10 protein-coding genes are annotated in these 12,150 nt (G+C 66.1%); 6 read left to right on the forward strand and 4 right to left on the reverse strand.

All coding sequences use genetic code 11. From position 1 onward, the window contains the following. Positions 1-10: 10 nt before the first annotated feature. The 4 genes from DI605_RS09265 to DI605_RS09280 form a co-directional block, all read right to left on the reverse strand. A complete protein-coding gene (locus tag DI605_RS09265) occupies positions 11-1,135 on the reverse strand; it encodes a sensor histidine kinase (protein ID WP_293972327.1) in 1,125 nt (374 codons plus the stop codon). 95 nt (positions 1,136-1,230) lie between these two features. After that, positions 1,231-1,713: a hypothetical protein gene (locus DI605_RS09270; protein WP_293972330.1), complete on the reverse strand. Its 483-nt coding sequence runs from the start codon at positions 1,711-1,713 to the stop codon at positions 1,231-1,233. Between the two features lie 121 nt (positions 1,714-1,834). Continuing rightward, complete coding sequence (locus DI605_RS09275; protein WP_293972333.1) at positions 1,835-2,692, reverse strand: alpha/beta fold hydrolase; 858 nt, start codon at positions 2,690-2,692, stop codon at positions 1,835-1,837. Next, entirely contained in the window at positions 2,689-3,309 is a 621-nt protein-coding gene (locus DI605_RS09280) for a TetR/AcrR family transcriptional regulator (protein WP_293972335.1), read from the reverse strand. Before DI605_RS09280 ends, DI605_RS09275 begins: the two co-directional genes overlap by 4 nt. Before the next feature lie 151 nt (positions 3,310-3,460). Between DI605_RS09280 and DI605_RS09285 the strand changes: the two genes are divergently transcribed. The 6 genes from DI605_RS09285 (at position 3,461) to kdgD (ending at position 12,147) form a co-directional block, all read left to right on the forward strand. After that, positions 3,461-5,839 carry a TonB-dependent receptor gene (locus DI605_RS09285; protein WP_293972337.1) on the forward strand — a complete coding sequence of 793 codons (2,379 nt, stop codon included), beginning with the start codon at positions 3,461-3,463 and terminating at the stop codon, positions 5,837-5,839. 77 nt (positions 5,840-5,916) lie between these two features. Then, positions 5,917-7,140: an MFS transporter gene (locus DI605_RS09290; RefSeq protein WP_293972601.1), complete on the forward strand. Its 1,224-nt coding sequence runs from the start codon at positions 5,917-5,919 to the stop codon at positions 7,138-7,140. 45 nt (positions 7,141-7,185) lie between these two features. Next, a complete protein-coding gene (locus DI605_RS09295) occupies positions 7,186-8,214 on the forward strand; it encodes a hypothetical protein (protein WP_293972340.1) in 1,029 nt (342 codons plus the stop codon). Positions 8,215-8,383: 169 nt separating this feature from the next. Then, a complete protein-coding gene (locus DI605_RS09300) occupies positions 8,384-9,508 on the forward strand; it encodes a mannonate dehydratase (RefSeq protein ID WP_293972343.1) in 1,125 nt (374 codons plus the stop codon). Positions 9,509-9,718: 210 nt separating this feature from the next. Then, on the forward strand, positions 9,719-11,089 hold the full coding sequence (locus DI605_RS09305; protein ID WP_293972346.1) for an MFS transporter: 1,371 nt from the start codon (positions 9,719-9,721) through the stop codon (positions 11,087-11,089). A gap of 125 nt (positions 11,090-11,214) precedes the next feature. Beyond that, positions 11,215-12,147 (forward strand): 5-dehydro-4-deoxyglucarate dehydratase, encoded by a 933-nt coding sequence (gene kdgD / locus DI605_RS09310; protein WP_367120035.1) that lies wholly within the window; start codon positions 11,215-11,217, stop codon positions 12,145-12,147. Positions 12,148-12,150: the final 3 nt, after the last annotated feature.

Here is a 12,150-nt window from a genome sequence, read left to right on the forward strand (position 1 = left end):
ACATGCCGGATCAGGCCGGCACGGCCGGCAAGCGCAGGGTGGTGGCGAACACGCCCCCCTCGGCGCTGGATATCACGCTTGCGGCGAGCCCATAAAGCCCGGCCAGCCGGGTCCGCACGTTCGCCGTCGCCCGCGAAGCATTGTTGAGGATCACGCGCGGCGCGTCGTCCGAAACGCGCAGCTCCAGATCGCCATCCCGGCGATGCGCCGATACGCTGATGCGGACGGGCGACAGCGATCGCTCCACCCCGTCGCGGATGGCTTCCTCGATGAGGGGCTGGATCAGCAGGGGTGGCACGGCGAGATCGGCGACATCGTCCGCATAATCGATCGCGACGACGAGCCGCTCGCCGAAGCGCATCTCCTCCAGGCTCAGATAATGGTCAATCAACTGAAACTGCTCCTCCAGCGGCCGCGCCGTTGCCGGATCGGTGCTGATGGAGGCACGCAAAAAGCTACTTAACAATTCCAGACCCTGTTCGGCCTCGGCGTTGCGCCGGGTCACGACCATGGTTGAAATGGCATTGAGGGTGTTGAACAGGAAATGGGGGTTGAGCTTCAGCCGCAGCGAATCCACTTCCGCCTGCTGCGCCTCGGCCCGGAATTCGGCCAGCTGCCGCTCCTGCCGCTCCGCCTTGCGCCGCCCCGCCGCCAGCTGAAACAGCGCGCTGTTCACCGCGAAGACGCAGGCATAGTTGAGCGCCGCGCCGTAACTGTGGCGCAGATCCTGCGGCAGCGAGAGCCAGCGCATCTCCAGATTGTGCGCGACGACCGCCATGAACAGCAGATCGAACGCGGCCTGCACGATCGCGATCACCAGCACCGCCACGATCATCACGATCAGGCGCGTTTGGCCGGAGAGCGGCAAGGTCGCCCGAAAAAGCGCGAAGAGCGAGATCCCGAAGAGCATCGAGACGAGAATGGTCGAGCAATCGAGCAGCACGCTCGTCACCCCCATCCCCGCGTAACGGCCGATGATCATCGGCAGATAGATGAGCAGGGTGAAGGACCAGAGCGCGATCGTAATCACCGCGCCATCCCGCCAGCGTATATCCCGCCGGCGCTCGGCCAGCAGGGACATCGGGCTCGATTCTTCCGGAAATCGGCTGCCGATCACGGCACCAAAGACATTCATTCGCCCATCCAGCAGGCGCCAGCGGCCGGCGCACGGCCTGCGCGACGAACATGACGGTTCGCGCGACGGACGCGGCCAGCCGGGCAAGGAGCGCGTCACAGATCATAGGTGACGATATCCCTTCGCCACTGCGGATCGTGCATCGTCCGGTCACTGTCATAGCGGGCTTCGGTCCGAACCGATCTGCCCCCGGCCGCCAGCCGCTCGAGGCCCAGCGCGACGCGGATTCGCCCATCGGGCCGCCGCGCGGCGCGACGCACCGGGCTCGCATAGCCCGCCCGCACATAGACGAGCGTCGAACGCCCGAGCTTCGCGCCGACGCGGCCACCCAGATAGATTTCGCGCGCCGCAGCACCCCTTGCCGGCAGCCGCTCCGCATCCACGCCCACCCGCACGCCGGGCACGGGCGCGAAATCCCAGCCACCGCCGGATCGGGCCGCAGTGAGCGATGCGCCGGTGAAGTTCGGGGTCGGGCGGAGCGCGGAGCCGCCGACGCACAGCCCCAGCAACAGGAGCATGCCGAGCGCACGGGTGAAGCGCAGGTGGCGATCTTGCAGGGAATGCGCGGGCTCCGACATGGGAGGCTGACTGCGCGGAAAGGCGCACGCGCGCCTCTCCGCTTCGACCAGCCAGACAGAATTCGCGACGATCGATCAGGTGCGATTTCGTCGCGCCGGACGCCGCGTTCGTCGCGCCCGCTCAGGGCTGCCGATCGAGGAAACAGCCGATCGCGTCGAGCGCGTCGGGCTCATCCAGCATCGGCGCGTGGCCGACATTGGCGACACTCGCGAGCGTCGCATCGGGCCGGCCGGCCACCATCTCCTCCGCCGCATCCGGATCGAGCAGATCGGATCGATCGCCCCGCAGCAGCAGGATCGGTCTCGCCCCCGCAAGATCGGCCCAGCGCTGCTGCGGGTCCGTCACCAGCGGCTTGGAAGTGAAGGGCAAGGCGATCGCGGGATCATAATCCGCCAGCAGCCGGCCGCCGATCTCGCGATACATGCGCTCGGCCATGAGGCGCCAGTCCTCCGGGCCATAATGGGGCAGCGCATCCGCGTTCAGCGCGCGCAGATGATCGGCCGCCTCGCCCCATGTGGCGACGGGCGCGCTCTTGCCGACATAGCCGGCGATCCGCGCGAGGCCCCGATCGGAGAGTCGTGGCCCGACATCGTTGATGATCGCGGACCGGATCAGGGCCGGGGACCGCCCCGCCAGCTCCATCGTGATGAGCCCGCCCATCGATGTGCCGATGAAGATCGCAGCGCCGATGCCGAGCGCTTCCGCAAGCCGCGCCACATCCTCCGCATAGAAAGGAAGCTGATAGGTTTCCGGCCGCGCCCAATCCGAAAGTCCGCGCCCGCGCACGTCGATCGCCAGCACCCGCCGCCCCAGACCCGCCAGATGCGGGGCGAGCATGCCGAAATCGCGCGCATTGCGGGTCAGCCCGTGCAGGCAGAAGACGGGGAGCCGGGCCGGCCCGGGGGCGGCCGCATAATCCCGTGCGTGCAGGCGCAGTCCATCGGACGATTGCCAGAAGCGATCCACATATCCGCTCATCGGCGAGGCTCCCGTGGCGCAAGGCCGTGTGCGATCAGATCGCCGCTTGTCTTCACGACCTCCTCGATCGCCAGATCATCGTTCCAGACGCCGAAGCGCAGGCCCAGAAACACGTTGATCCCCATCAGAGCCCAGGCCCGCACCTCGGCCGATCCGGGGCTGATCTCACCACGCTGGGAGGCTTCCTCCAGCCGGCGGGCGATGCGCTCCGCCGTGCGCGCATAATGTTCGCGATAGCTGGCCGGATCGACAAATTCCGCCTCGTCGATGATCCGGTAGATCTCCTTGTGCTGGCGAACGAAGCCGAGAAATGCCGCCTGGCCCGCCGCCTCGATCTCGATCCCGCCGCGCACGCCGGCGAGGCGGGGCGCCACGAAATCGCGCACCTGCCCGCTCAGATCGCGGACCAGCGCGGTGAATATCTCCTCCTTGCTGTCGAAATAGGTGTAGAAACTCCCGATCGCGACGCCGGCCCGCTGTGTGATCCGGCTGATCGATGCCTCGTGAAAGCCCCGCTCCCCGAATTCCTCCGCCGCCGCATCCAGCAGCGCGCGCAGCGTGCGCCGGCCGCGCGCCGTCTTCGGCGTCTTGGCGCCGGCCTGTCCATCGACAGTCATCGAGCTTCCTTGCTCAGCCATCCCTCTCGCCATGCGATGCAAATCCGCGCCGGTCTATTTTTCGCATTTGAAACCCGGTTCAGGTTTCAGTATGAGAAAGCGAGACGAAGCGCAAGCGACAGGCTGAAGCGCTCGATGACAGGAGAGGAACATGCGTTTGGCGGCATCATCATTTCGTGCGCTTCTGGTGGCCGGCGTCAGCCTGACGGCGGCGATCGCGCCGGGCCACGCGCAGGTCGCCACGGCGGCGGGCGAGGCATCCTCCACCCCCGAAGCCGCGCCCCTCGCCGATTCGGGGCAGGAAATCGTGGTGAGCGCCCGGCGCCGCGACGAGACGCTGCTGAGCGTGCCGATCGCCGTTTCCGCCTTCAGCGGCGACAAGCTGGCCAAGACCGGCGCGCTAGACCTCACCGATATCCAGACCGTGACGCCCAACACCACCTTCAAGGCGGCGCGCGGCACCAATTCCACTCTCGCCGCCTTCATCCGCGGCGTGGGCCAGCAGGATCCGGTGCCCGGTTTCGAGGCGGGCATCGGCATCTATCTGGACGATGTCTATCTCAACCGCCCCCAGGCCTCCGTGCTCGACATTTACGAGGTGGAGCGGATCGAGGTGCTGCGCGGCCCGCAGGGCACGCTCTACGGGCGCAACACGATCGGCGGCGCGGTGAAATATGTGACCAAGCGGCTGCCCGACAAGTTCCAGCTCACCCTGCGCGGAACCTATGGCTCCTATAACGAGACGGATGGCGTGGTCAGCGTCTCCGCTCCACTCGGAGAGCTTTTCAAGATCGGCGTGACGGGTGCACGGCTGCGGCATGACGGCTTCGGCCGCAACACCTATCTTGGCATCGACAATTACAACAAGGACGTGTGGGCCGGGCGCGGCACCGTCGAGTTCGAGAGCCCTGACAAGCGGCTCTTCGTCCGCATCACCGGCGACTATACGGATGACAAGTCCAATCCGCGCAACGGCCACCGGCTGATCCCGGGCCTCCTCTCCGGCGCGCCGGTCCTGTCGGATGTCTATGACACGCGCGCTGGCCTCACCAATCCGGACAATCGCGTGAAGGGCGGCGGTCTTTCCATGTCGGCGACGGCGGAGCTGACCGATCACGTCACCTTCCGCAGCATCAGCGCCTATCGCAGCGACAAGAGCTATACGCCGATCGATTTCGATGCGCTGCCGGCCGTCGATGTCGACGTGCCCGCCGTCTATCGCAACAACCAGACGAGCCAGGAATTCCAGCTACTCTACAAGAGCGACAAGCTGAACGGCCTGATAGGCTATTATTATCTGGGCGCCGAGGCGAGCACCGGATTCGACGTGCTGCTGTTCACCACAGGCGGCACGGCCCTGCCCGGCCTGAACGGCTACACCAGCGGTGACGTGCGCACCGAGACCCACTCGGTCTATGGCGACTTCACCTATGATTTCACCCCGCAGCTGAGCCTCGCCGTGGGTGGCCGTTACACCTGGGATCAGCGCGAGAGCCAGATCTTCAAGGCCAATTATCTCGGCGGCTTCACCAGCGAGTTTGGCGGAAATCCCACGTTGCTTGGCGTTCCCTCAACCAATTTCCAGGGCAAGGCGAACTTCAGGAAGTTCACGCCGCGCGCCTCGCTCAGCTACAAGATCACGCCGGATCACATGATCTATGCCTCCTATTCGGTGGGCTTCAAGGGCGGCGGCTTCGATCCGCGCGGCACCGGAGCCAACGCGCCGATCAGCAATCCCGCGGTCGGCCGATCCTATCAGGACATCTATAATTTCCTGCTGTTCAAGCCGGAAACGGTGAAGAGCTACGAAATCGGCTGGAAGGGCGCGCTGCTCGATCATCGGCTGACCTTCGCGGTCGACGGCTTCTATGCCGATTACAAGGACGTGCAGGTGCCGGGCTCGTCGGGCTGTACGGTGGGCGGCGTGCAGACCTTCTGCGGCATCACCACCAACGCCGCCAAGGCCCGCATCAAGGGCCTGGAGTTCGAGGGCAACGCCATCCTCGCGCGGGATTTCGCAGGCGCGGGCTCGTCCGTCACGCTGGCGGGAACGGCGGGTTATATCGACGCGAAATATCGCAGCTTCATCGCGGGTGTGCCACCGGCGGACGTATCGAATTTCCGCGTCTTCCAGAACACGCCGAAATGGACGCTGAGCGGCACGCTGGGCGGCACGCTGCCCGTATCGGCGGGCACGCTCACGGCTTCCACCACCCTTTCCTATCGCAGCCTGACCCACCAGTTCGAGGTGGCGTCTCCCTTCCTCGATCAACCGGGCTACACGCTTCTGGATGGCAATATCGTCTATGCCTTCTCGCAGGGCCGCTATTCGATCGGCCTGCACGGCAAGAACCTGACCAACAAGAAATACAAGACCGCCGGCTACCAATATATCAGCGTCAACGCGGCCGGCGTGCCGATCCTGAACGCGGCGGGCGGCTATACGCCGACGCTGGGCCGCGAGGGCGTGGCAACCGCTTTCTATGGTAATCCGCGCCAGGTGCTGGCCACCTTCACGGCGAAATTCTGATGCGGGGCGCGGGCGGCGGCGCGGGCGGACTGCCCGTCGCCCCCGTGAAAAAGCGGGCGCCGGGCGTGGTGCTCGCCATGCTGCTGCTGGTCTACAGCTTCAACTTTCTCGATCGCCAGATCGTCAGCATCCTCGCCGCGCCGATCAAGGCGGAGTTCGCGCTTTCGGACAAACAGCTCGGCCTGCTCGGCGGGCTGGCCTTCGCGATCCTCTATTCGACGATGGGCATTCCGCTGGCGTGGCTCGCGGACCGGACGCGCCGCAGTTGGGTCATCACCGGATCGCTCGCCGTGTGGAGCGCCTTCACGGCCCTGTGCGGCGTAGCCGGCAATTTCACCCAGCTTCTGCTGTTTCGCGTGGGCGTGGGCGTGGGCGAGGCGGGCGGCGTGGCGCCATCCTACGCGCTGATCGGCGAAATCTATCCGGCCAATCGACGTGCGCGCGCGCTTGCCATCTATTCGCTCGGCATTCCGATCGGTTCGGCGCTGGGCGTGCTGTTCGGTGGCTATGTGGCGGCTCTCGTTAACTGGCGCGCCGCCTTCCTGTGGGTGGGTCTGGCGGGGATGGCCGTGGCGCCCATCTTCGCGCTGATCGTCAGGGATCCACCCCGTCCCGCCGCCCGCGCCGACGAACCGGGCATCGGCCATGTCTTCGCGATCCTCGCTGCCAAGCCGAGCTTCTGGCTGCTCGCCTGCGGCGCCGCCTCCAGCTCGATGCTCGGCTATGGCCTCGCCTTCTGGCTGCCATCGCTGCTGCGCCGCTCGTTCGAACTGGATCTGCCGGCGACCGGCCGCTTCTTCGCCGGCCTCGCGCTGATCGGCGGCACGATCGGCATGTTCGCGGGCGGCTGGATTGCCGATCGCCTGGGCGAGCGCGAAAAGGGTGCCTATGCGCGCGTGCCCGCTGTCGCTTTCCTGGCGGCGGCGCCCCTCTATGCCGCGGGCGTGCTCAGCCATTCGCCGCTGGCCGCCTTCCTGCTGCTGCTGATCCCGCAGGGCCTCGCTTATGTGTGGCTTGGCCCCGTGCTCGCCGCCGTCCAGCATCTGGTGCCGCCCGCGATGCGCGCGACGGCCTCCGCCTGCTTCCTCACGATCAACAATCTGATCGGCGTGGGCTTCGGCGCGCTGGCGATCGGCACGCTTTCGGATGCCCTGGCGCCACGGCTGGGGGAGGAAGCGCTGCGGTGGGCGATCGTCGCCTCGCTGGGCTTTTACGTGGTTGCGGGCCTGCTGATGCTGCTGGCGAGCCGCCATCTCGCGCGGGATTGGGTCCAGCCTCTGTCCGAATCGGCCGTTTCATAGCATGATCGCGGGCGAAGACGGCTCGATGATCGATGGGGGATGATCATGCGCGCATTCCATATTCTCGCGACTCTCGCCGCTGCCGCCCTGGCGGCCCCCGCCCCGGCGACGCCTGCGAAGCTGCCGGCGCTGGGCGCGGATGCCACCCGCACGTCGGTATCGGGCCTGTCGTCCGGCGGGTTCATGGCCGTCCAATATGCGGTGGCCTATTCGCGCAGCACGATCGGCGCGGGGATCGTGGCCGGCGGACCTTATGGCTGCGCGCTCGCCGGCCTCACGGTCGCCCTCGCCTGCATGCAGGGAAAGCCTTCAGGCGCCGCCGCCTATAATCTCGCCACCTGGTATGCCGCATCCGCCGCGATCGATCCGGTCGACGGGATCGCGCGCCAGAAGATCTACCTCTTCCACGGCAAGGCCGACACGATCGTGCTGGCACCCGCAATGGATGCGGTGCGCGATTTCTACGCCGATCTGAAGGTGCCGGCCGCCAATCTGGCCTATGAGCGGGAGATCGGCGCGGGCCACGCCTTCATCGCACCGGCGACCGGCAACGACTGCGCGGTGAACGGCGCCCCCTATATCGATCGCTGCGAGGTGGGCGGGAAAGCCTATGACCAGCCGGGTGCGATCCTCTCGCACATCTATGGGCCGCTCCAGCCGAAAGCCGGCCCGGCCACCGCCAGGGCCAAGCCGTTCGATCAGCGCCCCTATCTGCCCGCCTCCAGCGCGATGGCCGATACGGGCTATGTCTATATTCCCGCCGCCTGCCGCCGGGGCGGCGCGCGCTGCGCCGTGCATGTCGTGTTCCACGGCTGCGGGCAGAGCGCGAAATATGTCGGCCGGGATGTGGTCGACATGCTCGGCTACAATGGCTGGGCCGAGGCCAACCGGATCATCATCCTCTATCCGCAGGTCGACAAGAGCGAGGTCGCGCCGTTCAATCCGCAGGGCTGCTGGGACTGGTGGGGCTATACCGGCCCGGCCCTGACAGGCTTTCCCCGCTTTCACACGCAGAGCGCGCCGCAACTGCGCGCCGTCCGCGCGATGGTCGAGCGGCTAACCGCCTCGCACTGAGCCGACCCATCCGCTCCTTCCGGGCTCGGCGGCGGCCGCACCCTCTCTCTCCACGATCCAAAGCCCGCATCGTCCGATAGCGGGAAAAGAATGGCCGCCCTGCCCCGCCCATGCCTAGCATGGCCGATCATCATCGCCGACCGAAAGAGCCGGGCAGAGGAGGGACAGGATGGAAAGACGGGCATTCATGGCGCTCGGCGGCGCGGCGCTGGCCGCTTCGAGCCTCGGGCTCCCCCCCGCATCCGGCGCGTCCCCCAAATCCGCCCCCCGACCGGGCGCTGGCAGGAAACCGCTGCTGATGAAGCTCGGCTGCCAGAGCGGCCCTTCGAACGAGGAGCATTTCGCCTTCTTCGCCCGCTATGGCATCCACAATGTCTGCGCGAAGCCCGCCGTATCGGAAGGGCGCCTCTATTACACCGTCGACGAACTCAACGCGCTGAAGGCGATGGGAGAGCGTCACCAGTTGAGCATCGACATGGTGGAGCCGGTGCTGCTGCCGTCCAGCCACATCGATCGGGAGAAGCACCCCGCGATCATGATGGCCGACAGCCCCGAGCGCGATCGCGACATCGAGGCATTCCAGACGCTGATCCGCAATTGCGCCAGGGCGGGCATCCCGGCTGTGAAATACAATATGAGCCTGCTCGGCGTGCTGCGCGTGGGCGACGTGCCCGGGCGGGGCGACACGCGCTATCTCTCCTGGGATGCGACGGTCCCGCCCAAGACGCCGCTGACCAAAGCCGGCCCGGTCAATGCAGACGCCTTCTGGGAACGGATCACCTATTTCCTCGATCGCGTCGTGCCGGTCGCCAACGAATATAAGGTGCGGATCGCCTGCCACCCGCATGATCCGGGCGTACCGCCCCAGGGCTATCAGGGCATCGATCGCGTGCTGGGCACGATCGACGGCCTCAAGCGCTTCGTCGGCATCCGCGAAAGTGCCTATCACGGGCTGAATTTCTGCCAGGGCACGATCTCGGAAAATCTCGTCGATCCAAACACGCAGATCCATGACGTGATCCGCTGGTTCGGCACGCGCCGGAAGATCTTCAACGTGCACTTCCGGAACATCCGGGGGCATCGCGACAAATTCCTGGAAGTCTATCCGGACGAGGGCAGCGTCGACATGGTCCGCGCGCTCCAGACCTATCGGGAGGTGGGCTATGACGGGATGATCATGCCCGATCATGTGCCCGAGGTTCCGGGCGACGGCGACGGCGCGCGGCTGGCCAGTTTCGCCTTCTGCTACGGCTATATTCGCGGCCTGCTGCAATCGGCCGAGCGGCTGTCGTGACCCCGGCGATCATCCCCCCACGCGTCGCAGCGCATTGACCGGCAAGGCCGGAGCCCGCGCCGATATGGATCATGGATCGATCGATGCCCGCTTGGACATGGCCGCCCCGATCCGCTTTGCTATTCAAGACTGAAAGAGCCGCCAGCAGCGGCCAAGACAATGTCAGTCCGCCGGCTGTGAAGCGGCCGGCATCGAGAGGATAGGCCCCGAATGGCAGGTATCGCAGCACGCGGCGGCAGGGTTCGCTACACGATCCTCGCGATGCTCTTCCTCGTGTCGATCATCAATTATGCCGATCGCTCGATCCTCGCGATCACGGCGCCCTTGCTGGCCAAGGATCTGGCGATCGATCCGCTGGAGCTGGGCATCGTCTTCTCCGCCTTCGGCTGGGCCTATGTGATCGCACAGCTGCCGGGCGGCTGGGCGCTGGATCGCTTCGGCACCAAGCCCGTCTATCTGGCCGGGATCACGCTCTGGTCCATCTTCACGGCGGCGCAGGGCACGGTGCTGGCATTCGGGGCTTCGGCCGCCGTGGCCGTCCTGTTCGGGCTGCGCTTCCTCGTCGGCTTCGCGGAAGGCCCATCCTTTCCGGGGAACGCCCGTCTGGTCGCCGCCTGGTTCCCGGCCTCCGAGCGCGGCACCGCATCGGCCATCTTCAATGCCTCGCAATATTTCGCGACCGTGCTGTTCGCGCCGATCATGGGCTGGATCACCTTTCACTTCGGCTGGCCCTACACTTTCTATTTCATGGGCGCGCTCGGCCTCGTCGCGGCGCTCGCCTGGACGGTGACGATCTACAGCCCGCGCACGCATCCCCGCGTTTCGGACGCGGAGATCGATTTCATCGCCGCCGGCGGCGCGCTGGTGGATATGGATCGCAACGCCGCCGCCCGTCCGCCCGCCATTCCCGGCGAGACGATGGCGAACCTCAAGGTGCTGTTGAGCAACCGCACGCTCTGGGGGGTGTATATCGGCCAGTTCGCGATCAACACGCTCACCTATTTCTTCATCACCTGGTTCCCGGTCTATCTGGTCCAGGAGCGTGGCATGACGATCGTGAAGGCTGGCCTGTTCGCCTCCGCGCCCGCCATCTGCGGTTTCCTCGGCGGCGTTCTGGGCGGCTTCTGGTCGGATTGGCTGCTGCGGCGCGGCCATTCGCTCACGATCGCGCGCAAGGTGCCGGTGGTGAGCGGCATGCTCGTCAGCCTTGCGATCGTGGCGTGCAATTATGTCGACGGCAATGCGCTGGTGCTGATCTTCATGAGCATCGCCTTCTTCGGCAAGGGCATCGGCGCGCTCGGCTGGGCGGTGATCGCGGATGTGGCCCCCCGCAAGACGGCGGGCCTGAGCGGCGGCCTCTTCAACATGGTGGGCAATCTTTCCTCGATCCTGACGCCGATCATCATCGGCGGCATCCTCAAGGGCACGGGATCGTTCAAGCTCGCCCTCGTCTTCGTCGCGTGCAACGCCCTGCTGGCCGCCTTCGCTTATCTGTTCATCGCCGGGAAGATCGCCCGGATCGAGGAGCCCGCCCCCGGCGGGCGGGGCGCGCAGCCGGCCCCGGCGCCCGCCGCCGCATGATCCCGCGATACCGGAATGGCATCGCGCAAGTCTCACATTGAGTTGGAACGGGATCGGCACTGCGGCCAATCCTGATCGTAATCAGCCGGCCTTCATCGAGGCCCTATTGTTCGAGGACCGAGAAAATGATGTCACCCGTTGAAATGGCAAAGACGATCGGCACCGGCCTGCTGTCGTTTCCCGTGACTCATTTCGATGCCGACCATAAGTTCGTCGAGGGAGCCTATCGCGAACATTGCGCATGGATGGCCAGCTATCCGGTGAAGGGTCTGTTCGCGGCCGGCGGCACGGGCGAGTTCTTCTCGCTCACCCCCGCCGAGGTGGTGACGGTGGTGGCCGCCGCCGCCAGGGAGGTGAAGGGCATGCCGCTGCTTTCCGGCTGCGGCTATGGCACCGCGATCGCGACCGAGATGGCGCGCGGCGTGGAAAAGGCCGGTGCCGGCGGCATCCTGCTGCTCCCGCCCTACCTCATCAACGCCAAGCAGGAGGGGCTTGAGGCCCATATCGACGCGGTCTGCAAATCGACTGGCCTGGGCGTGATCGTCTATAATCGCGACAATGGCGTGATCCATGAGGATACGCTGGCCCGCCTGTGCGACAGGAACCCCAATCTCGTCGGTTTCAAGGATGGGGTGGGCGATATCGAATTGATGATGCGCGTCTATGCCAAGATGGGCGATCGCCTGACCTATGTCGGCGGCCTTCCCACCGCCGAGACATTCGCCCCGGCCTATCTGGAAATGGGCGTCACCACCTATTCCTCCGCCATCTTCAATTTCATGCCGGAATGGGCGCTGGGCTTCTACGCCGCCGTCCGCGCGCGCGATACGGCCGCGATCATGGCGGGCCTGCGCGATTTCGTGATCCCCTACATCACGCTGCGCAACAGGGGCACCGGCTATGCCGTGTCGATCGTGAAGGCGGGCATGAAGGTGGTCGGCCGCGATGCGGGGCCGGTGCGCCTGCCGCTGACCGATCTGACCTCGGCCGAAATGGACGAACTGGCCGCGCTGATCGAGAAGGCGAATGCCAGCGTGCGCGAGAAGGCTGCGGCATAAACC

Origin of the sequence: Sphingomonas sp., assembly GCF_003248515.1 — a bacterium.
Classification (GTDB): Bacteria; Pseudomonadota; Alphaproteobacteria; order Sphingomonadales; family Sphingomonadaceae; genus Sphingomonas_I.

Bases quoted from the DNA above. Each gene is read 5' to 3' on its own strand.
- DI605_RS09265 (WP_293972327.1), bottom strand. From the start codon at position 1,135: ATGAATGTCTTTGGTGCCGTGATCGGCAGCCGATTTCCGGAAGAATCG.
- DI605_RS09270 (WP_293972330.1), bottom strand. From the start codon at position 1,713: ATGTCGGAGCCCGCGCATTCCCTGCAAGATCGCCACCTGCGCTTCACC.
- DI605_RS09275 (WP_293972333.1), bottom strand. From the start codon at position 2,692: ATGAGCGGATATGTGGATCGCTTCTGGCAATCGTCCGATGGACTGCGC.
- DI605_RS09280 (WP_293972335.1), bottom strand. From the start codon at position 3,309: ATGACTGTCGATGGACAGGCCGGCGCCAAGACGCCGAAGACGGCGCGC.
- DI605_RS09285 (WP_293972337.1), top strand. From the start codon at position 3,461: ATGCGTTTGGCGGCATCATCATTTCGTGCGCTTCTGGTGGCCGGCGTC.
- DI605_RS09290 (WP_293972601.1), top strand. From the start codon at position 5,917: ATGCTGCTGCTGGTCTACAGCTTCAACTTTCTCGATCGCCAGATCGTC.
- DI605_RS09295 (WP_293972340.1), top strand. From the start codon at position 7,186: ATGCGCGCATTCCATATTCTCGCGACTCTCGCCGCTGCCGCCCTGGCG.
- DI605_RS09300 (WP_293972343.1), top strand. From the start codon at position 8,384: ATGGAAAGACGGGCATTCATGGCGCTCGGCGGCGCGGCGCTGGCCGCT.
- DI605_RS09305 (WP_293972346.1), top strand. From the start codon at position 9,719: ATGGCAGGTATCGCAGCACGCGGCGGCAGGGTTCGCTACACGATCCTC.
- kdgD (WP_367120035.1), top strand. From the start codon at position 11,215: ATGATGTCACCCGTTGAAATGGCAAAGACGATCGGCACCGGCCTGCTG.